This window comes from Streptomyces sp. ICN903, from assembly GCF_022015835.1.
Taxonomy (GTDB): domain Bacteria; phylum Actinomycetota; class Actinomycetes; order Streptomycetales; family Streptomycetaceae; genus Streptomyces; species Streptomyces fenghuangensis.
This window is the reverse complement of the sequence record NZ_JAKMAY010000057.1, coordinates 1-24,334: the sequence shown is the minus strand read 5'-3', so window position 1 is coordinate 24,334 and position 24,334 is coordinate 1. Positions and strand designations below refer to the sequence as shown.

At 67.4% G+C, this 24,334-nt stretch carries 14 protein-coding genes and 6 pseudogenes; 8 read left to right on the top strand and 12 right to left on the bottom strand.

All coding sequences use genetic code 11. The annotated features are described in order from the left end of the window. Positions 1 to 158: pseudogene (locus L7D48_RS08610) on the bottom strand (IS5/IS1182 family transposase); the annotation flags it as partial. Between the two features lie 86 nt (positions 159 to 244). On the opposite strand from L7D48_RS08610, the gene L7D48_RS08605 reads away from it, so the two are divergent. Next, a protein-coding gene (locus tag L7D48_RS08605) for an IS5 family transposase (protein WP_237878373.1) occupies positions 245 to 1,044 on the top strand; the annotation gives its coding sequence in 2 pieces (ribosomal slippage) (positions 245 to 584 and positions 584 to 1,044; 801 coding nt in all). A 40-nt stretch (positions 1,045 to 1,084) separates the two neighbouring features. Next, positions 1,085 to 1,402: a hypothetical protein gene (locus L7D48_RS08600; protein WP_237878368.1), complete on the top strand. Its 318-nt coding sequence runs from the start codon at positions 1,085 to 1,087 to the stop codon at positions 1,400 to 1,402. Positions 1,403 to 1,468: 66 nt separating this feature from the next. Here the strand turns inward: L7D48_RS08600 and L7D48_RS08595 are convergent, their stop codons facing one another. Further along, positions 1,469 to 2,239: a transposase gene (locus L7D48_RS08595; protein WP_237878367.1), complete on the bottom strand. Its 771-nt coding sequence runs from the start codon at positions 2,237 to 2,239 to the stop codon at positions 1,469 to 1,471. A gap of 39 nt (positions 2,240 to 2,278) precedes the next feature. After that, complete coding sequence (locus L7D48_RS08590) at positions 2,279 to 3,013, bottom strand: hypothetical protein (RefSeq protein WP_237878366.1); 735 nt, start codon at positions 3,011 to 3,013, stop codon at positions 2,279 to 2,281. Between the two features lie 575 nt (positions 3,014 to 3,588). Between L7D48_RS08590 and L7D48_RS08585 the strand changes: the two genes are divergently transcribed. The 3 genes from L7D48_RS08585 to L7D48_RS08575 all read left to right on the top strand — a co-directional run bounded on the left by L7D48_RS08585 (position 3,589) and on the right by L7D48_RS08575 (position 15,341). Then, on the top strand, positions 3,589 to 7,896 hold the full coding sequence (locus L7D48_RS08585) for a LamG-like jellyroll fold domain-containing protein (protein WP_374491711.1): 4,308 nt from the start codon (positions 3,589 to 3,591) through the stop codon (positions 7,894 to 7,896). 142 nt (positions 7,897 to 8,038) lie between these two features. After that, the gene (locus L7D48_RS08580; RefSeq protein WP_237878365.1) at positions 8,039 to 14,998 is read left to right on the top strand and encodes a polymorphic toxin-type HINT domain-containing protein; all 6,960 of its coding nucleotides are present in this window, start codon (positions 8,039 to 8,041) and stop codon (positions 14,996 to 14,998) included. Positions 14,999 to 15,014: 16 nt separating this feature from the next. Beyond that, the gene (locus L7D48_RS08575; RefSeq protein WP_237878364.1) at positions 15,015 to 15,341 is read left to right on the top strand and encodes a hypothetical protein; all 327 of its coding nucleotides are present in this window, start codon (positions 15,015 to 15,017) and stop codon (positions 15,339 to 15,341) included. A 152-nt stretch (positions 15,342 to 15,493) separates the two neighbouring features. Here L7D48_RS08575 and L7D48_RS08570 read toward each other — a convergent pair. The 3 genes and pseudogenes from L7D48_RS08570 to L7D48_RS08560 all read right to left on the bottom strand — a co-directional run. Then, a pseudogene (locus L7D48_RS08570) lies at positions 15,494 to 15,640 on the bottom strand (site-specific integrase); the annotation flags it as partial. A 351-nt stretch (positions 15,641 to 15,991) separates the two neighbouring features. Further along, positions 15,992 to 16,828: a transposase gene (locus L7D48_RS08565; RefSeq protein ID WP_237878363.1), complete on the bottom strand. Its 837-nt coding sequence runs from the start codon at positions 16,826 to 16,828 to the stop codon at positions 15,992 to 15,994. Further along, the gene (locus tag L7D48_RS08560; protein ID WP_237878371.1) at positions 16,819 to 17,220 is read right to left on the bottom strand and encodes a transposase domain-containing protein; all 402 of its coding nucleotides are present in this window, start codon (positions 17,218 to 17,220) and stop codon (positions 16,819 to 16,821) included. Before L7D48_RS08560 ends, L7D48_RS08565 begins: the two co-directional genes overlap by 10 nt. Before the next feature lie 544 nt (positions 17,221 to 17,764). On the opposite strand from L7D48_RS08560, the gene L7D48_RS08555 reads away from it, so the two are divergent. Further along, on the top strand, positions 17,765 to 18,136 hold the full coding sequence (locus L7D48_RS08555; protein ID WP_374491708.1) for a ribonuclease domain-containing protein: 372 nt from the start codon (positions 17,765 to 17,767) through the stop codon (positions 18,134 to 18,136). Beyond that, positions 18,137 to 18,574, top strand: coding sequence for a barstar family protein (locus L7D48_RS08550; RefSeq protein ID WP_237878362.1), 438 nt, complete (start codon positions 18,137 to 18,139; stop codon positions 18,572 to 18,574). A 142-nt stretch (positions 18,575 to 18,716) separates the two neighbouring features. Here L7D48_RS08550 and L7D48_RS08545 read toward each other — a convergent pair. From L7D48_RS08545 to L7D48_RS08525, 5 genes and pseudogenes are all read right to left on the bottom strand, one after another. Then, a pseudogene (locus L7D48_RS08545) lies at positions 18,717 to 19,515 on the bottom strand (IS5 family transposase). 295 nt (positions 19,516 to 19,810) lie between these two features. Continuing rightward, positions 19,811 to 21,049: an IS701 family transposase gene (locus L7D48_RS08540; protein ID WP_256462586.1), complete on the bottom strand. Its 1,239-nt coding sequence runs from the start codon at positions 21,047 to 21,049 to the stop codon at positions 19,811 to 19,813. 30 nt (positions 21,050 to 21,079) lie between these two features. Next, on the bottom strand, positions 21,080 to 22,138 hold the full coding sequence (locus L7D48_RS08535) for a site-specific integrase (RefSeq protein ID WP_237878361.1): 1,059 nt from the start codon (positions 22,136 to 22,138) through the stop codon (positions 21,080 to 21,082). Between the two features lie 71 nt (positions 22,139 to 22,209). After that, positions 22,210 to 22,846 (bottom strand): annotated as a pseudogene (locus L7D48_RS08530) (tyrosine-type recombinase/integrase); the annotation flags it as partial. A 444-nt stretch (positions 22,847 to 23,290) separates the two neighbouring features. Then, positions 23,291 to 23,470, bottom strand: coding sequence for a helix-turn-helix domain-containing protein (locus tag L7D48_RS08525; RefSeq protein WP_237878360.1), 180 nt, complete (start codon positions 23,468 to 23,470; stop codon positions 23,291 to 23,293). Between the two features lie 342 nt (positions 23,471 to 23,812). Here L7D48_RS08525 and L7D48_RS08520 point away from each other — a divergent pair. Further along, positions 23,813 to 23,959, top strand: a pseudogene (locus tag L7D48_RS08520) (peptidase C39 family protein); the annotation flags it as partial. 69 nt (positions 23,960 to 24,028) lie between these two features. On the opposite strand, the pseudogene L7D48_RS29540 reads toward L7D48_RS08520, so the two are convergent. Beyond that, positions 24,029 to 24,133: pseudogene (locus L7D48_RS29540) on the bottom strand (hypothetical protein); the annotation flags it as partial. Positions 24,134 to 24,334 lie beyond the last annotated feature (201 nt).

Below are 24,334 nucleotides of genomic sequence, written 5' to 3'. Positions count from 1 at the left end.
CCGCTGACCAGCACGTAGATGATCGCGGCGAACACCGCCTCATCAGGAGTGTTCTGCGTCCCGCCGCCCTGCGGCCGCACCCTCGCCGGCGGGATCAGCGGCCGCGCGAGCTCCCACAGCCCGTCCGGAACGATCCATCCCCACCGGTTACTCCCCATGCCCGGCCCAACGAGCCGAGCACCACATAGGACACGCTCTAAGAAGCTACCTCATTTGGCTGGGTAGGCTCTTGGCCGTGGCAGGGATCGTTGAGCGGCTGGTGCCGGATGAGTTGTGGGAGCTGTTCCAGCGGGTGGTGCCGGAGGCGCCGTCGCGGCCGCAGGGCGGCGGCCGTCGCCGGCACGGCGACCGGGAAGTGCTGGCCGCGATCATCTTCGTGGCCACCTCGGGGTGTACCTGGCAGCAGCTGCCCACCGCATCGTTCGGGCCGTCCGGGGCCACGGCCCACCGGCGGTTCACCGAGTGGACGAAGGCCCGGGTCTGGGCCAAGCTGCACCGCCTGGTCCTGGACGAACTCGGCTGCCGGGGCGAACTGGACTGGACCCGCTGCGCGATCGACTCGGTGAGCATGCGGGCGCTGAAAAGGGGGACCTGACCGGTCCGAATCCTGTCGACCGGGGCAAGTACGGGTCGAAGATCCATCTGATCACCGAGCGGGCCGGTCTGCCCCTGTCCGTGGGCATCTCCGGAGCCAACCTCCACGACAGCCAGGCCCTGATCCCGCTGGTGCAGGGCATACCGCCGATCCGCTCCCGCCGCGGCCGACGCCGGCGCCGGCCCGGAAGGCTCCACGCGGACAAGGGCTACGACTACGCTCACCTGCGGCGATGGCTGTCCCAGCGGGGCATCGGGCACCGCATCGCTCGCAAGGGCATCGAGACCTCGCAGCGGCTGGGCCGGCACCGCTGGACCATCGAGCGCACCATGGCCTGGCTCGCCGGCTGCCGGCGCCTTCACCGCCGCTACGAGCGCAAGGCCGAGCACTTCCTCGCCTTCACCAGCATCGCCTGCACCCTCATCTGCTACCGCCGCATGAACACCTGACCTGCACCGAGGACACGGCCGTGTGCAGGATGATGGCTCGGTGACCAGGTCCGAGCAGATGCGGGACGCGGCCCGACTGTGGCGGGAGCACCTCGACGCCGACTTCCCCGCCGACCTGCGAGGTGTTGAGTTCGAAGGCATCGACATGGTGATGCTCGACGCGGATACCGCAGGCTGCGTCTGCACGTGGCTCAACAACGGCGGCGCCCTCGATCCGAAGCGCAGACGCATCCTGCAGGCCCGCTTTGAGGACCTGGCTCGAGTCATTCCGCAGATCAGCGACCCATCAGGCCGCCGGTACTACCAACGGCTGCACCAGCTTGCCCTGCTCGTTTTGAGCGTTCCGAACGCCAAATGAGATGACCTGTAAGCGTTGTCCCGTAAATGATCTACGGGATGCTGGGTGACCAGCGTCGTTCCCCGGTCACCCAGCGAGGGCGAGGTTGTGGAGGCGGGCGATGCCGAGCATGGCGTGGTGGACGCCGTCACCTTTGAGACGGCAGTCGTGGAGGATCTTCCAGGTCTTCATGCGGGCGAAGGCGTGCTCGATGCGGGCGCGGACCTTACGGTGTGAGCGGTTGTGCTCCTCTTTCCAGGCTGGAAGGCCAGCCTGGCCGGGTGCGCGGCGGTGTGGGATGACCAGGCCGGTGCCCCTGCAGCCGCCGTCGGCGATCACCGTGGTGCGGCCGACGGCGGCCTTGACGCCGGACAGCTCCCACGCCTTGCAGTCGTTGCGGTTGCCGGGCAGCGGTCGGCCGACGGCGACGACGAGCCGAGTATCGGCGTTGATGACGACCTGGTGGTTGGTGGAGTATCGGTAGTTCTTGGACTGCTCGGCGATGCTGTGGTCGCGGGTGGGGACCAGGGTGCCGTCCACGATCAGGACGGTGTCGGTGCGGAACCGCTTGCGGGGCTGGGGTGCGAGCGCTGGTCCGAGGTGGTCGATGATGCGGTCGGCCGCGGACTTGGACACCCCGAACAGCGGTGCCAGTTGGCGCAGGGTGAGGTTGGTGCGCCAGTAGGCGGCGACCAACAGCACCTGGTCCTCCAGCGGCAGGCCCCACGGCCGGCCCCGGCGGACCGGGTCGGCGCCCTCGCGCCGGAGCGCGGTGATCAGCTTGCCGAATTGCCTTGGGCTCAGCCCGCTGAACGGGGGTATCCACGCGGGATCCGAAGCCGTGATGACGCCAGCCATTTCAAGATCATCGCAAGTGGCCGGGGTGCCTCTCCCTGTTCAGTACGTTTCAGGGGCTGGAGGAAGGTTCGCGGTCGTGTGCGCTTCCGCGATGTTGAACACACTGGCGCAAGCCGGACACTCTGCCCGGCCAAAGACGTATCTGATCCCCTCGGCGAGCCGCTGCTGCCCGTCCCGGCTGGCTGTGTCGTGCATCCATCGGCCCGGGTCGCGAAGCTCATCGGCCGGGGCGGGCCGCAGCGACCGTCGCTCGATGTCGCCCTGATCCCAGTCTCGAATGGCCGCGTAGCAGCCGTAGTCGCCGACGGCGATGGTCACCTCCGCTTCGCAGCCGGGGCAGGACACGGCATAGAAGTCGTCGGCGAAGTCCCCCAAGGAGGCGCTCCAGTGGTACTGCCCTGCAAGGGCAAGCAGATCACCGAAAAGCCGGTTGTAGTCGGCCGGACGCGTCCGAAGCCGCTGGTCCACGAGTTCCCGCAACCGGTCGACCTCGTTCGGACAGCCCGCGAGCAGAGCTTCACCGTCGGGGTGCCGCAACGTGCCACGCACGATGGCACTGGCCAATTCGAGTGCCTGGGCACACGCGGGAGCTAGAGCTGCCAAGCGCGGGAGAGCTGCGAAGCTCGCCGCGGAGACCGTCTCACCGTGGAGGCAGAGACGGTCCCACAGCTCGTCCCACGCCTCCGGTGCTTCCTCTCGCTCCACCTGATTCAGGAGCAGTGGCACCCGCCCAACCGCCCCGTGAGCATCGACCACCTGCGTCCAGTCCGTCACGAGGGCATTCAACTGTTCCCACAGCCTCGCTGCCAACCTGCAGAATGACAGGGCCACGAGCTCCCGAGCCATTGCGGGACAGCCCTTAGTTCGGAGGAGAGCGGTCGCTTGCATACTGAGCACCGCAGCCTTCATGGGGGCGCTGAGGGCGGTGCCGGGCGGCCATCTGCTGTCCGCCGCTGTTGGCCGTGGCGTAGTTGGCGCATGTAACGGGCTTCGCTCTCCCGACGTTGCGCGGCTTCCTGTCGGACTTTCTGCTGTGAGTCGTGCAGCGACTTCCGCGATGGTCCGGTGCCCCGTCCACCGCGACGCCTCGTGCAGGGGAACACCGATACTCAGGGGCACGGCGGACTTTTCATGTCTCAAGCCGCGAGGGTTGCACTTCCAGGCGCAGCGCGCCTGAGGCCTGCCGTGACCAACACGCATACGTGACACACGTCACGTAACTCTCCGTGTTTGGTGTCTCATTGAGAGCTAGATGTCCGCTTGGTGGGGCTGGCCGGTCCGTGGTGGAGCGTTTACGGTCTCCTCCGGACCTTTACGTGATCTTCATGTCTTCTCTGGGGGGTCGGGGGATGTTTCGTCGTGCCCGCACGCGCGGCTTCGGTGGCCCGGTGGCCATCGCACTGGGGGCCGTGCTGGTCGCGGGGCTGACACCCGGTCTCGCCGAGGAGGCGTCGGCTCAGCCCCGGTCGCAGCGCGTGCTCACCGAGGGCGGAGACCCGAAGCAGTCGTCGGCGTTCTCCGAGGATGAGGCGCTGGCGGAGGCGAAGCGTTCCGGTGAGAGCGTGGAGGTCCTGTCGCTGCGCGGTGAGAGCAGCGACGTCTACGCCACTCCGGACGGGCAGTTGGAGGCGCGTGAGTATCTGCGTCCGGTCCGTACCCGGGTGAAGGGCAAGTGGCAGCCGGTCGACACCGGGCTGGCCGCGACCTCCGACGGGGCGGTGGCGCCGAAGGCGACCACGGTGGGGCTGGAGTTCTCCGGTGGCGGTGACGCCCCGCTGGTGCGGATGGAGAAGGCCGGACGCGAGCTGGCCCTGACCTGGCCGGGAGAGCTCCCGGAGCCGCGGCTGGACGGTGACACGGCCACCTATCCGGAGGTCCTGCCCGGGGTGGACCTGCGCATGGGGGCCCAGGAGGACGGCTTCACCCAGCTGCTGGTGGTCAAGTCGGCGCAGGCGGCGGCCAGCCCCGAGCTGGCCGAGCTGCGCCTGAGCCTGGCGGCCGACGGGATGGAGGTCCGTGAGACCACCCAGGGCGGACTGGAGGCGGTCGACGACGGCGCCAAGGGCGTGGTCTTCGAGGCGCCGACACCGCTGATGTGGGACTCCAGCACCGGTGGGACCGGCGAGGCGGCGGCGCAGAAGGCCCCGGCCCAGGAGACGGCCGCCGAAACCGGGCAGGCCGACGGGGAGCCCGGCGCGGCCGAGTCGGGCAAGCTGGCACCGCTGGACGTGGAGGTCCCCGAGGACGGGAGCGAGCTGGTCCTCACCCCCGACCAGGAGGTGCTGCGCGGAGCGGACACGGTCTACCCGGTATTCATCGACCCGCAGTGGTACTCGCCCCGTGCCTCGGCCTGGACGATGGCGTCGAAGTACTGGGCCTCCTCCCCGCAGTGGAAGTTCAATGGCGAGTCGGACTCCGGCATGGGCTACTGCGGCTGGAACTACTGCAAGCCGAACGACACCAAGCGGCTGTTCTACCGGATACCGGTCTCCAAGTTCGCGGGCAAGTCGATCCTGTCGGCGGAGTTCGTCGTCCGCAACGTGTGGTCGGCGTCGTGTACGGCGCGCGGGGTGCAGCTGTGGCGCACCAAGGGCATCTCCTCCTCCACCACCTGGAACAGCCAGAACAACTCCGACTTCTGGATCGACCACTTGAAGACGGAGTCCTTCGCCTACGGATACTCAGGCTGCGCGGCCAAGGACGCCGAGTTCAACGTGAAGTCGGCGGTCCAACAGGCCGCGAACGGCAAGTGGTCGACGATGACGTTCGGACTGCGGGCCTCCAGCGAGACCGACCGCTACGGATGGAAGCGTTTCTCGGACAAGGCGTTCCTGCGGGTGAAGTACAACCGTCCGCCTTACCAGCTGAAGATGTCGCAGCTGACGATGGAGTACGGCGGCACCTGCAAGCGGCCGGCGGACGCGGCACGGGTGCGCAGCCTGGGCACGATCTACGCCAGCGATGTCACCGACCCCGACGGCGACAACGTCGCGGTGCAGTTCCAGGCCAAGTGGGACGCCGGGGACGGCAAGGGCCTGATCGCGCGGTGGAAACCGTCGCTGTCCACTTACAAGAAGTCCGGCTCCAGCTTCTCCATCAAACTGCCGACGACGATTCCGAGGAACACGCAGATCCACTGGTACGCGCGTGTGCGGGACACGGACTCGACCGGGTACGGGAACTACTCGCCGTGGTCCTACGCGGGCGACCCGACCGGCTGCTACTTCGTCTACGACACCAACGAGCCCAAGGCTCCGGCGGTCTCCTCGGGTGAGTATCCAGCCTCGGACCCGGAGAACCCGGACGACCTCTGGTACGACGGGGTGGGCCAGTACGGCACCTTCATGGTGGACTCGTCCTCGACGGATGTGACTCGCTACCGGTACGGCCTCAACAGCGACCCCCTGCCGTCCAATCAGGTCACCACCTCAGGCGGCGACGCCAGGGCCATCGACCTGCTCCCGGCGAAGCCAGGGGCGAACTTCGTCACCGTGATGTCCTTCGACGCGGCCGGCAACGGATCGGAGATCAGCACCTACCACTTCCGGGTCAAGGCCGGGCAGCCCGAGCGAGCCACCTGGCAGATGGACGAGGAGGCCGGCGCCACCCAGGCCGAAGGCTCCACCCCGGCCCGCACCGCGACCCTGCACGGCGGCGCCACCCCCGGGGCGGCGGGCAAGAAGGGCACCGCGGTGGAGTTCGACGGCACCGACGACTACGCGGCCACCGACATCCCGGTGGTCGACACCAGCCGCGGATTCGCCGTCTCCGCCTGGGTCAAGCTCTCCGCGATGCCCGGCCGTGCGGCGATCGTCGCCGCCCAGCCGGGCAACCACAGCCCCGGCTTCGAGCTGTACTACTCCCAGGCCTTCGACCGCTGGGTGTTCAACCAGTACGCCGCCGACCAGGCCGGCGCGGGCATCGTCCGCGCGATGGCCGACACCCCCGGCGGCGTGAGCACCGGCACCTGGACCCACCTGGTGGGCTCCTACGACTCCGCCCGGGACATGCTGGAGCTGTTCGTCGACGGCACCCTGGTCGGCCAGACCCCGTACGCCACCCCGTGGAACGCCCGCCGCGGCCTGACCATCGGCGCCGGCTCCTACAACGGCACCACGGGCAACTTCTTCCCCGGCGCCATCGACGACCTCCAGCTCTTCGACAAGCCGCTCACCGCCAACGAGGTCGGCAAGCTCGGCGCCCACCAGCAGGTCGGCGACCCCGGACGCCCCGCTGTGGCGGTCTTCCCCCTCGACGAAGAGGCGGACGCCACCGAGATCACCGGGCACGGCGATGTGCTGCCCGCCCGCCTCCACGGCGGCGTCACCCCCGGCGAGCCCGGCGTGGCGGGCAAGGCCGCCCACTTCAACGGCACCGACGCCTACGCCAGGATCGGGCAGACCAGCGGCCCGCACGTGAACACCGCACGCAGCTTCACCATCTCCGCCTGGGCCAAACTGGACGACAAACCCGACCGTGCGGCGATCATCGCCGCCCAGGCGGGCCGGGCACGCCCCGGCTTCGAGCTGTACTACTCGGCCGCCAACGACCGGTGGGCGGTCAACCAGTACGCCTCCGACAGCGCGGGCTCCGGCCTCATCCGCGCCATGCAGCCGGAAGGCACCACCGCCCACGCCGGGCAGTGGACCCACCTGGCCGGCGTCCACGACACCGTCGCCGACACCCTGACCCTGTACGTCAACGGCACCAAGGCCGGATCCACCACACTGGAAGGCGCCTTCTACGCCAACCAGTCCATGTACCTCGGCGCCGGCTCCTACAGCGGCGTCATGGGCAACTTCTTCCCCGGCGCCATCGACGACGTCCGTCTCTTCGACCGCCCCGCCTCCGCGGCCGAAATCCAGCAGCTGTTCAAGCAGCGCCCGCTGGTCAAGGGCCGCTGGAACTTCGAGTCCACCGACGGGACCTCCCCGGTCACCACCCCGGACTCCTCCCCGGAGGGCCGCCCCATGACCCTCCACGGCGGCGCGGTCGGCGGCATGGATTCGTGGATCGGCTTCGGCTCCCTGGAACTGGACGGTGTGGACGACTACGCCGCCACCGATGTTGTGCCAGTGGACACCAGCGCCAGCTTCACCGCGACGGCCTGGGCCAAGGCCGCCGCGATCCCCGAGGCCCCGGTGACCCTGCTCAGTGCGGAAGGCTCTCACCAAAACGCCTTCGTTGTGCGATACCTGCCGGATGACGATCCGGAGCATCCGGGGCGCTGGCAGATCACCGTTTCCGAAGCGGACAGCGCCGGCTCGCCGGTGGCATCGATGGAGAACGAAGCCTCCTTCTACGACGCGCAGTCGTGGAACCACCTGGCACTCGTCTACGACGGCTTCTCCAAGGAAGCACGGTTGTACGTCAACGGCACGCTCGAGGAAGTTGCCTGCGTGGACGCGGACGACGACGGCAACGCGGACAACGCCTCCTGCACCGACCGGATTCCGTGGGCGGAGAACGTGCTGTCGTTCAAGGCCACCGGAGCCCTCCAGGTGGGCAGGACGACCGATGCCGGCGCGGGCCGCGAGTACTGGCCCGGATTGGTGGACGACGTATGGGCCTTCCAGGGGGCACTGAGCGACGCCCAGGTGTCCTATCTGGTCGACCAGGTCCACGGAGTACCGACCGAAGTACCCGATACGGACTGACCACGGTGTGGGTGTGCGGAGGGCCGGCCCTCCGCACACCCACGCGGCTTTCCGGCATGACACGCGTGTTTTTCCGCGCCTTCGTGTGTACGGGCAGTCCTCTGCCCGGAAGCGGCGCTTGCGGTGAGGGATGAGGGCAGGGATGAGCGGCAGACCGAACAGATTCGTGATGAAGATGCGGCACCACACGGCGTTGGCGGTGTCGGCCGTGATGGTGGGGACGCTGCTGCAGGCGGTGGCCACGCCCACGGTCGCGGCCGACGACGGGCGAGGCCGCCCCGGCCTGCCGGCGGCCGAGAAGACCGTTGCCGGCAAGGACGGCATCAAGGTCAAGCCCCGGAAGGTGTACAGAGGGCCGAAGACGCCCAAGGAAGCCCCGAAGGCGGCCTGGCCGAAGGCCGACACGGACGTGGTGGCCCTCCCCAAGGCCACGGCGAGCGGCTCCGCAGCCCCCACTCCGCGGAAGGCGAAGGGACTGCCGATCGCGCTCGGTGTCCCCGGGCCGGAGACCGGACACCCCGGGACCCGGGCCAGAGCCGCCGAGGCCGCGGCCGGAGGGAAGGTCGAAGCACGTGTCCTGGGGCGCAAGCGGGCGGCTGAGGCGGGCGTTGACGGTCTGCTGTTCAGCCTCTCCCCCCGGAGCGGTGATGGCGCCAAGGCCGGAAAGACAAGCGTGACGGTCGACTACTCCGCCTTCGCGCAGTCCTACGGCGGCGGTTACGCCTCCCGCCTGATCCTGGTGGAGCTGCCCGGGTGCGCACTGACCACCCCGGAGAAGAAGGGGTGCTCGACACGCCGGACGGTACCCACCGCCAACGACATCGAGCAGCAGAAGCTGACGGCCGAAGCCGTCACCCTCCGCTCGGACGCGCCGACCGTGCTGGCCGCAGTCGCCGACGACCAGGGGATGGAAGGCGACTACAAGGCCACCCAGCTCTCCCCGTCCGCCACCTGGGACACCAACCTCAACACCGGAGACTTCACCTGGTCCTACGGCATGCCAGTGCCGGAGGTACCCGGTGGTCTGAAACCGAACGTCGGCCTGTCCTACTCCTCGGCGACGATCGACGGCCGTACGGGCTCGACCAACAACCAGTCCTCCTGGGTGGGTGACGGCTTCGAGCTGTGGCCCGGCTACATCGAGCGCCGCTACAAGCCCTGTTCCGACGACGGGGTGAAGAACGCCGACGGCAACAAGCCCGGCGACCTGTGCTGGGGCTACGACAACGCGTTCATCTCGTTCAACGGCAAGGGCGGCGAACTGGTCCCGGCCGGAGACGACGAGTGGAAGTTCAGACAGGACGACGGAACCCTCATCAAGAGGCTGACCTCCACCAACCGGGGCAACGGCGACGACAACGGGGAGTACTGGCGGCTGACAGACCCGCAGGGAAATCGCTTCTACTTCGGTTACAACCGCCTCCCCGGCTGGGCGTCGGGCAAGGAGACCACCGACTCCACCTGGAACGTCCCCGTTTTCGGCGACGATGCGGGCGAGCCCTGCCATGCCTCCGCCTTCGCCGACTCCTGGTGCCGACAGGCATGGCGCTGGAACCTGGACTACGTCGTCGACCGGCACGGCAACGCCATCGCCTACTACTACGACAAGGAGACCAACTCCTACGGCCGCAACCTGAAGGCGTCGGACGACACCCGCTACGACCGCGGCGGCCACTTGGACCGCATCGAGTACGGGCTGAAGTCCTCCAGGATGTACGCGGCCGAGCCGCTGGCCAAAGTCGTCTTCACCAGCTCGGAACGCTGCCTGCCCAAGACCGGGGTGACCTGCGCCGCGGACACCATCGACGACCAGGCGTTCTACTGGTACGACACCCCCTGGGACCTCAACTGCGAGGCCGGCGAGGACTGTGACCGGCGCCTGTCGCCCACCTTCTGGACCCGCAAGCGGTTGACCGAGGTCTCCACCCACGTCCTCAAGCCCGACGGCTCCTACGGCAAGGTCGACTCCTGGAAACTCGGCCACCGCTGGGGCATGGCCGACATCGACTACCAACTCCTGCTGGACAGCATCCAGCGCACCGGGCACACGGCCAGCCCGACGGTGACCCTGCCGAAGACCACACTCGACTACACCCAGCTGGAGAACCGGCTGGACGAGACCGGAGACGGATACGCGCCGTTCGTCAAGGAGCGGCTGTCGACGGTGGCCGACGAGTCCGGCGGCCAGATCGACGTCAACTACTCGGCTTCGGCCTGCGACTCCGCCTCCCTGCCGACCCCGCAGACCAACACCACCCGCTGCTTCCCGCAGTACATCGGCGGATCGGCGGAGGAAGACCCGGAGCTGCACTGGTTCAACAAGTACGTCGTCACCTCCGTCACCGCCACCGACCGCACCGGAGGGTCACCGGACCAGGTCACCCGCTACAGCTACCTGGGCGGAGCCGCCTGGCACTACGACGATGACGACGGCCTGACCAAGGAGAAGCACAAGACCTGGTCCCAGTGGCGCGGTTACGGGCGTGTGCGGGTGCAGACCGGTGGGCAGGACACCGGCAGCATGGAGACGCAGCAGGACACCTACTTCCTGCGCGGCATGCACGGCGACCGCAAGGACACCTCCGGGGACACCACCAAGACCGTCACCGTCTCCCTCGGCGAGGGAGAGGGCGACCCCATCACCGACCACGAGGCGGCCAGCGGGTTCGCCTACAAGACCGTCACCTACTCCGCGCCCGGCGGAAAGATCCTTGGCAAGACGGTTAACCGGCCCTGGCGCCACGAAACCGCCAGGAAGGTCCGAGAGTGGGGCACGGTGACCGCCAACTTCACCGGCACATCGCACACCAGGACCTGGACCTCACTGGACGACGGCGCCGGCAGTCAGTGGCGCATCACATCCTCGTCGAAAACGTACGACACCGTCGCCGGACGCATCACCGAAGTGGACGACCGGGCCGACAACTCCACCGCCGCCGACAACCGGTGCACCCGCACCACCTACGCCACCAACACCGAGAAGAACATCCTCACCCTGCCCTCCCGGGTGGAGACCGTCACCAAGGACTGCGCCACCACGCCCGACCGCTCCAGCGACGTCATCTCCGACATCCGCACCGCCTACGACGGTGGTGGCTACGGTGATGCCCCCACCAAGGGCGACGCCACTGCGAGCGCGGTGCTGAAGAAGCACGACGGAACCACGGCCACCTACCTGGAATCCGGTGCGACCTTCGACTCCTACGGCCGTGAGCTGACCACCACCGACCTGACCGCGAACCTCACCGTCACCGGCGACGGCACACTGGTCCGCACCCCCCGCACCGACGGCCGCACCACGACCAAGGCATACAGCCCGACCACCGGCATCCCGACGAAGCTGACCGAGACAGGGCCGCCCGCGGTCGAAGGGGACAGCACCTCGGCACTGACCACGACCACGGAACTGGAGCCGCTGCGCGGCCAGCCCAGTGCGGTCTACGACGCCAACAACGTCCGCACCGCCTTCGCCTACGACGCACTGGGCCGCTCCAGCAAGGTCTGGCTGGCCGGCAAGCTCACCGGCTCCGTCCCCGACCACGAGTTCGTCTACTACGTCAACGAGAACCAGCCGGTCGCGGTGGCCAACAGGATCCCCAACCACAGCGGCGGCCAGTACATCACCTACACCATCTACGACGGCTTCCTGCGCGAACGTCAGACCCAGGCCCCCGGCCCCGAGGCCGGACGGATCATCACGGACGCCTTCTACGACGAACGCGGCCTGATAGCCAAGACCTTCGCCCCGTACCACGCCGAAGGCAACCCGAGCATCAACCTCTTCGCACCGGACAACGCCCTGTCGGTGGAGACCCAGTCACGCCACCTCTACGACGGACTCGGCCGGGAGACCGAGGTTCGGCAGATCGCCGGCAACGGCGACGGCGGCACCGTCCTGAACACCACCAAGACCCTGTACGGAGGCGACCGCACAACCGTCATCCCGCCCGCCGGAGGAACTGCCACCACCACCCTCACCGACGCTCGCGGGCAGACCACCGAACTGCGCCAGCACCACCATCGCGCGGCCGACGCCCCCTACGACACCACCGCCTACCGCTACACCCCCCGGGGCGAGCTGTCGAAGGTCATAGACCCCGAGGGCAACACCTGGGAATACACCTACGATCAGCTCGGCCGTCAGATCACGGCCAAGGACCCCGACAAGGGCACCACGACAAGCCGCTACGACGACCGCAGCCTGCTGACATCGGCCACCGACGCCCGTGGCATCACCCTCGCTCACGTCCACGACGGCCTGGGCCGCCAGACCGAACTGCGCGAGGGCTCGGCGACGGGAACACTGCGTGCCAAGTGGGTCTACGACACCATCAGCGGCGCCAAGGGACACCTGGCCGAGGCCGTCCGCTACGACGACGGGAACGCGTACACCTCCAAGGTGACGATGTACGACCGGTACTACCGGCCGATCAGGACCGCCGTCGAGATCCCCTCCGCCGAAGGAGCCCTGGCGGGCACCTACCACACCGCCACCTCCTACAAGCCCTCCGGCCTGATCGGGGGCGTCAGCTATTCGGCCGCAGGCTCCCTGCCCGGGGGCGGCTCCACCTACCTCTACGACAACCGCACTCTGCGGACGACCTCGGTGTTCGGGCGCGACTACGACGCCGACGTCACCTACAGCCTCACGGGCAAACCACTGCAGTACTCGCTCGGCTCCTCCGGCAGCAGCCCGAGGACCTGGATCACCAACACCTACGAGCAGGGCACCCAGCGCCTGGCCACCTCCCGTGTGGACCGGCAGGACATCAACGGCGTCGACCGGCACAACACATACCGCTACGACGAGGCCGGCAACGTCCTGTCCATCACCGACGTCTCCCGCTCCGGCACCGACAACCAGTGCTTCACCTACGACTACCTGCGCCGCCTCACCCAAGCGTGGGCACAGCCCACCCAGACCTGCGCCGACGCCCCGAGCGCCGGAGTGCTCGGCGGCCCGGCCCCTTACTGGCACTCCTACACCTACGACAAGACCGGTAACCGGCTGACCGAAACCCAGCACGACACCACCGGCGACACCGCCAAGGACATCGAGCGGGCCTACGACTACCCCGCGCCCGGCAACCCGCAGCCGCACACACTGGCCTCGGTGACCACCACCGGACCGACCGGAACGGCCCGCGACAGCTACGGCTATGACGAGTCCGGCAACACCACCGCCCGCACGCTCGGCGGCGACACCCAGCGGCTGACCTGGGACCCCGAGGGACACCTGGCCAAGGTCACCGAACCCGTCGAGGGCGAGGACGACCAGGTCACCGAGTACCTCTACGACGCCGACGGCAACCGGCTCATCGGCCGCACCCCGACCGAGACCACCCTCTACCTCGGCCACACAGAGGTCACCCTCGCCAAGGGCACCACGGAGCCGAAGGCCACCCGCTACGTCGGCCTCCCCGGCGGCCACCAGGCCGTCATCGAGGACGACGGCACGGTCTCCTTCACCATCGCCGACCACCACGGCACCGGCCACCTCGCCATCGACGCGAGCGACCTGTCGATGACCCAGCGTCGCAGCCTGCCCTTCGGCGGCTCGCGTGGCGAGCAACCGGAGGTCTGGCCCGGCACCAAGGGCTTCGTCGGCGGCACCACCGACACCGCCACCGGCCTGACCCACCTCGGCGCCCGCGAGTACGACCCCGCGATCGGTCGTTTCATCTCCGTCGACCCGATCATGGACCTCGCCGACCCCCAGCAGATCCACGGCTACACCTACGCCAACAACAACCCCCTCACTTGGTCCGACCCCACCGGCCTCATCCTCGCCTGCGGTGGTGCCGGCGGTTCTTCGGAAGCCTGTCCGAAGAAACCCAGCCCCAAGCCCAAGAAGGGCGGTTCTGGTAGCAGCGGGTCCAGTAACCGTGGTTTGGGCGGTTTCGTGGGCGGAGGACCTGTTAGCACCCCCAAGCCGGATCGCATTGTGCTCGGCGGAGTCACGGTTCCCACCGAAGAAGAGATCGCCGAACTCCCCACCTACCGTGATGAACTCGACTACCAGCACAACGTGGAGCAATGGGCACGGTCTCAGTGCATACCCATGACGGGAAGCCCTAGCAGTTTCTGTCAAGCGGTGGGTCACCTCGGATGGCTGGGCACCACCCCCGACACCGATTTTCTGGAGATAATCGGGGCGCGCGACTACTACGACTGCTTGGGTAAAGGGTCAGGGGAAGCGTGCAAGTCGGCCCTTATAGACCTAGGGATCTCCTTCGTCAGCGCAGGAGCGGGGAAGCTGGCGAAGACCTTCGGTAAGGCGATTCTGAGCGGGATACGACGCGGAGACAGTATTCCCGCGAAATGTCTCACATCCAACAGTTTCACGCCGGGGACGCTGGTACTGATGGCCGATGGTACGGCCAAACCCATCGAGGACGTCGAGATCGGCGACGAGGTCATGGCTGCCGATCCGAGGACGGGTGAAATCTCCGGTAAAGCCGTCACCGCAGAAATCGTCGGCAGAGGCGATAAGGATCTCGTGGAGATCGCAGTCGAGACGCAGGGCGAGGCTGCTGCAAAGCAGTCCGTCGTCGCCACTGACGGCCATCCCTTCTGGATCGAGGCAACGGGTGAGTGGGTCGATGCCGCTGACCTCCAGCCGGGTCAGCGGCTGCAGACAAGCAGCGGTGGCCATGTCAGGATCGCGGCCGTCAAGCACTACGCTCGACACCTTGAGGTGCACAATCTCACCGTCGCAGACCTGCACACGTACTATGTGCTGGCGGGGCAGACACCGGTACTCGTTCACAACAGCAACTGTGGCGTCCGTCAGCACGACAAAGCCAGGGGTGCCGCCGGTGTTGATGAAATGACGGCGACGTTTGAGAAGTTCTACAAGAAGTCCGATATATACAGCGAGAGCTACGGGAACGGGCTCGAACTCTGGACTCCCCACGGCGTTCGTCAAGTGGATATCGCGGTCAGGCAGCCAAACGGCAATCTTCACCTTTACGAGGTGAAGGTGAATAAATCGAACTACACAAGGGGCCAGCGAAGGAAGGATGAATGGCTAGCGAAGACGTACGGGTTTGAAACCTCGGTAGTCCGTCGCAGTACAGAGTGTCCGATCTGCAACCCCTAACCTGAGAGGATGACCAGTGAGTAGCGACTTCGGCTTCTGGAAGCGTTGCGTCGGGGACCCCGAGGAAGTCTTTGACGCCCTCGCTGAAGGTGACACTAGCGCCCTCGCCGTAAGCCCCGACGTGTTGCGGTTTCGGGAGGAATTGCTGGCTAGGTGGCCGGACGTGAACGACGTTCTGGAGCCGTCTCAGTTTGACCTGGAGGAGGAGCCTGACGATGCAGGCAAGTACGTCCTCCTGACCCTTTCGGTCCGCCAACTTGACTATCTCCCGGAGATTCTCAACATGGCGAAGAGGAACGGACTCGTTGGATTTAGCGGAGTGGCGGGCGAGCCAATCGTCTGATCATCCACAGGGGTGGCCCCGCCTCTTCGCTCAGGCGAAGAGGCGGGGCCGCTTCATGACCGTTATGGGGCGTTACGTCCTGCCCTGACGGCAGTAGTTGACGGCAACGGCGGCGAACATCAGCAGTGTTCCCCGCCGTTTCCGTGCGTGGGTCAGGGGCGGTTGAGAGCGTTGCCGAGGGCAGTCATGGCTTCGCGTTGGAGGCGGAGGCGTACGTGGGCGTAGACGGTGGCGGTGACGCCGATGTGGGCGTGGCCGAGGAGTTCCTTGATGACGACGAGTTCGACGCCCTGTTCAAGGCGACCCGCTGACGCGGATCGCGCGCGGCACGGCCGCCCACCCGGCCCGCTCTCGGCTCCGCCACCGCGGGCCGGCCAGCGACCAGGCCGCGCAAAGACAGCACAGCGGACGACCGGAAGCGCGGAGAGAGCCGGACGCGCCCGCACGGCGAACGCCAGGCCGACGGCAAGGCGATGGCGGGGAGTTGGCTGAGCCGAAGGTCCGGACGTGGGGGCGGTCGGCTCCGTGGGCTTTACCCCAAGACTGGGAAGTTAGGGTGGTTCGGTGGTGGGGTGGCAGGTCAGAGTGACGGTGACCGTCACGGCGGCCTTGCGTCCGACGCTGCCCTTGGTCTTGTTGTAGGCATACGGCTACAGGGTGCGTTTGACGCAGCGGGGGCTGGTGCGGGAGCGGCGTCGGGCCGGGGCCAGGTTGCGGGGGTGGACCAGGGCCGCGGTCAAAACCGAGGAAGCACCGATGGTGGCGTTGGCCACGGTGAGCCGGATGGTGTGCAGCGCGACGGTCAGCGACAACCGGTCGGGATCGAGACCGGCAACGGTGGCGGCCTCGGTGATGGCCCGCCGGGTGGCCTGGTAGACGGCCAGCAGGGCGTAGAGCTCCTGCTCGACGCCGTCGACGGTGCGGGAGCGCAGGACGCGGTCGGCGCCGCGCAGGGTGACCTTCAGCCCGAAATAGGCGGTCTCGATCTCCCAGCACTGGTGGTAGAGCGCGGCCAGCTCGGCGGCCGGATAACGCTGGGCATCGAGCAGGGTGGTGACCAGGCGCACGGTGCTCGTGCGGCAGGCGCCGTCCGCTGCAGTGGTGGTGATCTGGTAGCTGATCACCCGCATGGTCAGCGCGGTCAGGCCGGTGGGCATGGGGGCGATGCGGCCGCGGTGCAGCCACCGGGCCAGCCGGTCCCCGGAGCGGCGTTCGGTGATCAGGGTCAGGTAGGTGCCGTCCGGTAGAGGCTCGATCACCGGCAGCAGGCGGCCGCTCTGCACCCGCCACAGCAGGTCGGCGCCGGTGCCCGCGGTATCCCGCAGCGCCTCGTAACCGTCGTAACCCCGGTCGGCCAGCAGCAGCATCCCCGGCCGCAGCGACGGCAACAGGGCCCGAGCCTGCGGCAGCTCGGTGTACTGCTGGGGTCCGAAGACCGCGTCGATCAGCGCGCGGGTACCGCACTCGACCAGCGCGGTCAGCCGCACCTGGGGGTAGCCGGGCGCGTGGTGCGGGAGGCGTGCCGGCGGAAGTGAGTCACGTTGGCTTCGCTGTCGGCCACTTCCAGGCAGGTGCCGTCCCAGGCCACCAGCCGCAGCCCCCGCCAGAACACCCCGGGCGTGGCCGCAGTGCCGACCGCACCGCGCAACCGGTCAAACAGCAGCGCCAGCGGCTCCGGTCCCAGTCTGCGGCGAGCCTGTCGCAGCGCCGCCGTCGAGGGATCGGGGACCGCCGTGTGCGGCCATCGGGCCGTCAGCGCCGCCCACACCCCGCGGTAGCCGCAGTCGCCGAACAACACCATGGCCAGCACGAAGTAGACCACCACCCGGGCCGGTAACAGCCGCACCCGACGCTCGGTGCGACCCGTGACCCGGACCACCTCATCCACCAGTTGCGGCGGCACCCATCGGGTCAACGCCCCCAACTGGCCCGGCAGCCACACCCCAAACCGTCCCCGCGCCTGCGGCGCGGTGGCACACTGAACAGACAACGGAGCTCCCTTGGACCGTGACCTCGACACTCACAGTTCGACAGGGGCTCCGTTGCCGCGTCAACCACCGTCACCGCAGTCTTGACAGACGGCATACCCGCCTAACTTCCCGGTCTTGGGCTTTACCCACCTCCCCGGGCCGGGGCCCGCGTCGGGCAAGGCCAGGGGGCCACTCGTTCAAATTCCGGGCAGGATCACAGCCTGCCCGAGTTGCCGGGCCAGCGTACGGCCCCCTGACCATGCCCGACCCCAACTCGGGCAGGACACCGGCCAAAGCCCACTCCACCGCCCTCACGCGCGCAGCCGTCTGACGGCAACGCCGACGGCAACAGGGGCGCACAGCACGGCACTTCCACGCACACCTACGGACCGGCCGGAATTCGCTGACCAGCGAAAATGCAGGTGACGGCCGCCTGGCGAGCACACGTACTATGTGCTGGCGGGGGCTACTCCGATACTGGTCCATAACAGTGGAGGATCTGCGTGTGGTCCAGTGGGCGAAATCCGCATGGGCCCGGCTCCGCGAAATGATCAGGAGACACTCGATTACATCGATGCGCATGGCGGCGTGGGTCCGCCCGGCTACGGCCTCCCGAAGTGGCAAGGTAAGATGCATCCCTTCGGAAATAAGGAAGGATATTTGCCATCGGTTGACGCTCAAGGGAATTCAATTTCCTATTATGAGTACGATGTAAACCCGCACACGCCTGGCGTAAACCGTGGCCCTGAAAGGCTCGTAACGGGGTCTGACGGGTCGGCGTATTACACTAATGACCACTATCAGAACTTCCATCGGATGAGATAGGTGAGCGTCGTGGAGCAGGCGAGTATTGACCCGTGGTGGACGCCGCGGGAGCCGTGGGTGCACTCCTCTGACGTTGGTATTGAGGTTCAGTGCGTGACGTCGGGAGCGGACGACGACTCACTTGTAGTAGTTCTCTCCGGGGCAAGCATGATGAATCAAGTGGGAGTCATGCAGGAATTCGCTCGGGCGTTCCAGTTTCCTGATTATTTTGGAAATAACTGGTCTGCCCTTGAGGATTGTCTGCAGGATCTTAGCTGGCTTCCTCCGCGGTCCAAGTACCTGACGGTGATCACTGAACGCGACCTTCTTCTGAAAGAGAGTGGGAAGCGTGATAAAATTCTCCTGATGGATACGCTGGAGTCAGTCGGGAGCGTCTGGTCCACGCTTGGTCATGGAAATGGTCCGGTGGCGTTTAATGTCATCCTCATGGATTCTTGAATTCCGAGGTCGGGGTCCCTTGGTGGCTACAGCCCAGGTGCTTTGACGGCAACGCAGTCGGACGCCGACGGCCCTGCGAGGCATCTCGCAGGGCCGTCGGCGTTGCTGGAAGGGAAGCCGGTGCTACGAGCCCGTAACACGATCATGAGTGGGGCTTGTTGAGGCGTCTCCAGCAGACGAAGCCGCAGGCGAGGGAGATGAGGGCGTCGTGCAGGTCGAGGCGTCGTTCCCAGCGGACGGCGAGCCGCTCGAAGTGGTGGAGCAGCGAGACGGCCTGTTCGACGACGTAGCGGAGGGCGCCCAGGCCGGCGATGTTCGGGGCGCCCTTGCGGGAGATCACCGGCAGGATCCGGCGTCTGCGCAGTTCGCGCCAGTTGGGGGCGGAGTCGTAGCCCTGGTCGCCGAGCAGGGCCTCGGGCCGGTGACAGGGGCGGCCGGGCCTGCTGGCCACCGGTGGGATGCCGTCGACCAGGGCGAGGGTCTGAGTGACGTCGTTGACGTTGGCGGCGGTGGTGATGACCTTGAGCGGGGACCCGCGTCCGTCGCAGATCAGATGGTGCTTACTGCCCGTCTTCCCGCGGTCGACCGGTGACGGACCGGTCCCGGAGCCCTCTTTTCCGCGCGGATGTGGGAAGCGTCCACACAGACACGCGACCAGCCCAGCTCGCCGGCCGCATGCAGCCTCGCCGGCAGCATATGGTGCAACTGGTCGAAGACACCGGCCTCGTGCCAGCGGTTCAGTCTCCGCCAGCAGGTCTGCTCGGAGCCGAAGTCCAGTTCCGACGGCAGTAGTTGCCGGCTGATGTCGTTGTAGAGACGTACAGAATGCCCTGCAGGCACCGCCGGTCGTCCACCGGTTCCGGCGCCCGCTCGGGCCAGGGCGGCAGCGGTTCGATCAGCACCCGCAACTCGTCGTCCACGATCCACGGCCTGCTGCTCACCCCTTGCAAACGGCCGAATCATTCCAGCGGTCACGCCGACCAGGGCAACATCACAAGATCGTGTTACGAGCCCTACGGAGCGACGTTGGGCTTGGGGGGTGTTGCTGAGGGTGGTGATGGCGGCTTGCTAATATTCCAGTCGCAGTTCGCTATCTCTGCTGGTCACAGGCACCTTCTCAAGTCTATTCGGCTGCCGTGGCGCCTGGTGCCGGAAGTTCGTAACCTTCACTGCGGCGGCGACGGTAGTGACAGCGTCGTGCGGTTGCCTGGTGGCGACGCCGCCACCAGGACCAGCTCAACGCGTGATCGGCTTTCCGCCGGTGTGCCGGTGGGGGACGGTGAACTGCCAGGAGCCTCCGGACTTCTGCCACGGTGAGGGGCGCAAGGGCACCGGAACCGTTTCTGCGGCCCCCCTTGCCGTCGTTGCAGTGGCGGACATGGCCGCGAGGAAGGCGCGAGCCAGCATGGCGAGAGTGATGTGCCGGTACCAGCCGGGATAGCGGCGGACCTCGTACTGGTCGAGGCCGCATTCGTTCTTTGCGGCCTGGAAGCATTCCTCGATCGCCCACCGGCTGCCGGCTACCCGGGCCAGTTCGGAAACCTCTGTGCCGACAGGTGCGTAGGCGAGGTAGTAGGCGATCTCTTCCGGCCGGGCGAGGCTGCGGCGGGCCAGGACCCACCGGTCGTGCGTGGGCTGATCGCCATCGAAGTCGTAGACGGCCAGCAGTTTCGCCGCAGCCCAGTCGTAGACGCGCGGCCCTTTCGCCCCCTCACCGCAAGAATGACGCTCCCAGGCCTCGTCCGGCGCCTGGGCGGTAACGAGATCGATCCGGCCCAGCGCAGGGACGGGCTGGGATTTCGGGACGGCCAGGACGTAACCGACGCCAGCTTCCTCCAGCATCCGCCGCAACCGCCATTCCTGGCCATAGGCCGAGTCCGCGGTCACCCAGGCGATGGGCAGTGGCGAGGCCAGGGCCCGCTGGATCATGACTTTGGCCAGATCACCCTTGGTGGCGAAGTCACGGTCCTCGGGTATCTTCGCCGCCCCGCAGCGGTCCCGGTCCGCCGTCCAGGACTTCGGCAGATACAACTCCCGGTCCACCAGCGCTCGTCCCCGCTGGGAAGCGTAGGCGGCGAAGACCCCGATCTGGCAGTTCTCCGTGCGGCCTGCGGTCCCCGAGTATTGCCGCTGGACGCCAGCCGAGACGGTGCCCTTCTTCAGGAAGCCGGTGTCGTCGATGATCAGCACACCGCCCGGCTCCCCAAGCTTCTGGGCGACATACTCCTGCAGGTCATCACGCACCTCGTCAGGACTCCAGCGCGCACGGTTCAGCAGATTCTGCAGGCCCGCAGGGGTGCGGTGGCCTACGTACTCGGCCAGCTGCCAGCTGTTCTTCCGGCCCACCAGGCCGAGCAGACCGTTCACATAGGCCCTCATCTGCCGCCGCAGGTCCACTCGCCCGAACCGATGACCGACCCGAACGAGCACCTCTTCCAGTTCCGCCGACCAGACGTCGGGCCGCACATCCTGCATGACAATCGCAACGGGCCGCCGCGGTGAAGGTTACGAACTTCCGGCACCAGGCGCCACGGCAGCCGAATAGCCTTGAGAAGGTGCCTGTGACCAGCAGCGATAGCGATCTGCGACTGGAGTACTAGGGCCGCCCTCCCCTTCGATGAACAGCCTCTGCCTCTCCTCGACGTCCAGCGTGGTGAGGTTCCGCTCGAACATCTCCCCCGACTCGTCCACCAAGTGCAGGTCACGCTGTTCGAAGCCGGAGCGGCTCGTCACGATCCACACGTCCCGCATAGCCTCGTAGCGGCCCTTGGCCTGGGCCCGGCGGATCGCCGCCCGGCGCGAGGTCCGGATGTAAGTCTCCGTCGACCGCAGCGACTCCGCCGAGACCCAGAAGGTCCGCTCCCGCTTGCTCTTGGTCGCCTCCTTGGCCAGTTTCCCGTCGTAGTAGTTCCGCGCGGCGCCCACCAGGTCCGGCATCTCGATGGTCAACAGCGACCCGCCCTCCGTGCGCCGCATCCCGGATGAGAACAGCACGTCGGAGTAGGCCGCGTTACGGTCGTCATTCCGGCCCCGGAACGAGGGGTCCTGGCGGCCTTCCGGCGTGTAGCCGCGCAGGCCGACGTTCCGCCACATCCGATACGCCCTCGGCGTGAGCCACTTCGCGTTGCTAGCGCGGGCATCCTTCGCACGGGCGGCGGGAACGCTGATCATCTGCCCGTGACGGCCCATGACCTCGCGCTCGACCACCGGGCTCACGGCTATGTACCGCATGCCCACCGCCCACTTGTACAGCCGCCGCAGCGCCGCCAACTCGCGGTTCCACTTCGAGCCGCCGATCCGTTGCGGATTCCGCGGCGACCACCGGCGCCAGTCCTCGAAGTCCAGCAGGTCTTCGGCGGTCCCCTCGTCCCAGCTCTTGCCGCGCTGCCACAGGAAGTTGAAGAACAGGCACGAGTCGGTGGCGTAGTTCTTCCGCGTCGAGGCAGCAAGTCTCGCGTACGCCGAGCGCGTCGTGTACAGCGTCAGCCGTGGATCAACCCGACTGTCGGGGTCGACGAGGATCGAGTCGCCCGGATCGATCCGCAAGGCGGCCTCACGGTCCACGAGGTCGGCCCACCTCTGAAGGATCGGATTGTCACTGACTGTTACGGGCGACTCGTTCGTCACCCATCGCACATGCCATCTGCGCTGGTGCGCTGCAGGGTGCGGCGGATGGCGGCGGTGCCCGTGCCGAGGTCGAGGTCTTCCCAGTGCAGGCCGAGGAGTTCGCCCTTGCGGAGCCCGGTGTGAAGAGCGAGTCCGAACAGGGCGTGTGGCTGGTGGCCTTGGGTTGTGGTGAGGAGCCGGCGGGTCTCGTCGGAGGTGAGGGGTTCGAAGCGTCGGGGCCGTGGGGTGCCGGTGCGGACATTGCGGGCGACGTTACGCGGGATCTCTTCTTCGCGGACGGCGTGCTCCAGGGCGGACTTGAGGACGGAGTGGATGTAGGTGAGTGTCAGCGGGGAGAGCAGCTTGCGGCAGCACTGGCCGGCGGCGCAGCAGCGGGGCTGGTCGCGCCGGGTGTCGATGCCGCGCGTGCAGCACTGGCAGGTGGCGCGGAGCTGGTTGAGTCAAGTCCGGACGTCCCTGGCAGTGAGCTTGGCCAGCTTCCTCAACCGGGCCGGGGATCAGGTACCGATCGACGCAGGCGGCGTACCGCGTGTGGGTGTTCTCGCGGAGGTGGTGGACGGCGACGTTCTCCAGCCAGTACGTCAGGTACGCGGCCACGCTTCCCTGCGCGGAGAGGAAGGAGAGGCCGCGGTTGCTGGCGGCGATCAGGCCAGGGGTTTGGTGGTGAGGTGCCAGACCGTCCTGGGATGACGGCCGCCGGCCAAGGCTTTCCGGCCGGATGCGCGAAGTGCGGTCGGACCCTTCCGCTCAGGCGTCCGTGGATCACCAGCGGTACCCGGGTCCCTTTCGGGACCTCGAAATTGTGGAATCGGTGGAAGCACACAGCGGGTGTAGCGCCGCTGCGCCCATGGGCGCAGCGGCGCTACACCGGCCGCTCGGCGGCATGCACCTTGCATCCGCTCTCCAAGTCGAGTTCGACCACCAGCAAGTCGTCCTGCAAGTTGCCCCTTCCTGCTGTCTCATCAGCATTCGATACAAGAGCAGCTGTGGCCAGAACGCATCGAGCCTGTCTGCTGCTGTGGTCCGGTACGGCGCGCTGTTGAGGGAAAAATCCAGTCGCAGGGGGGCAGGCCGTGGAATGCGTGTTGCTCACCTCGTTGCACGGCACTTGCGCTCCATCCATTCCCGGATTTCGACGGGGGAGAAGCGCAACTGCTGGCCGATGCGGAAGCTGGGGATGGCTTCTTTGGCGTGGTTGTCGTAGATCCAGGAGACGGGTTTTCCGAGGAACTCGGCCAGGGCGGCGACGTCCCAGAGCGGCTCGGTCATGATGCCTCCGGATGACTTGATCCTCTGGTGAAGACGAAGGTATGGAGGAGGAGCGGCCGCGCCAAAGGCGTTGTCCGTTCCTCTGGTAGTCGGTCACCCTCGGTGAGAGGTTGGCCGTCTGAGTGGGGGAGTGTGGTGCGGGTAGGGCGCCGATGTCCCGGGCCGGTGGGCGGAGTCAGCACCGAACCAGCACGGCGGGCCCGAGCGGACCGGAACGGACGGCAACGGGGGTCAGCACCGAGTCAGCACGGGGGCAGCGTGGGCCCTTCCGCGGGGGACGGGCCCACGCCGTTGAGCTGGTCGTTTGCCGTGCGGTACCGCTTCTGGTACGGCGCGTTGTAGCAGTTCGAGAACATCTGGCTGAGGACGAAGCGCTACGACGCGAACGGCCGGGTCAGAAGCGGTACGGGAGGCATCTGCTACATCCTCTTCCCGGCAAAGCCAGCACCGAGTCAGCACCGCGCCCTGCGCGCGCTCGGCATCCGCTGATCCGGTGCCGTCGAAGACGGCCCCGAGCACCTGCCGGCAGCGCTCGCTGCCGTCGGCGGTGAGGTGGCCGTAGCGGTCCGCCGTGACCCTGATGGAGGCGTGCCCCATCCACCGCGACACCTCGTGGAGGGGAACACCGCTGTTCAAGGGCGCGGCGGACCTTTCGTGCCTCAGATCGTGCGGGTCGTTCCCGGTACCGGGGTCATGCCTGGCCGGAGCCCAGGGCGCTTTCCGTGTCCTGACCGCCCCAGCTTCCGGGGGTGCGCCAGAGGACCCGGACGCCGAAGACCTCGTGGACGGCGTCGACCGACCACTCCTCGGCGGGCGGCTCGGACAGGACCAGGTAGAGGCGGTCGGCGGGGGTGGGCAGGGTGT

Bases quoted from the DNA above. Each gene is read 5' to 3' on its own strand.
- L7D48_RS08525 (WP_237878360.1), bottom strand. From the start codon at position 23,470: ATGACCGAGCCGCTCTGGGACGTCGCCGCCCTGGCCGAGTTCCTCGGA.
- L7D48_RS08580 (WP_237878365.1), top strand. From the start codon at position 8,039: ATGAGCGGCAGACCGAACAGATTCGTGATGAAGATGCGGCACCACACG.
- L7D48_RS08540 (WP_256462586.1), bottom strand. From the start codon at position 21,049: ATGCAGGATGTGCGGCCCGACGTCTGGTCGGCGGAACTGGAAGAGGTG.
- L7D48_RS08595 (WP_237878367.1), bottom strand. From the start codon at position 2,239: ATGGCTGGCGTCATCACGGCTTCGGATCCCGCGTGGATACCCCCGTTC.
- L7D48_RS08585 (WP_374491711.1), top strand. From the start codon at position 3,589: ATGTTTCGTCGTGCCCGCACGCGCGGCTTCGGTGGCCCGGTGGCCATC.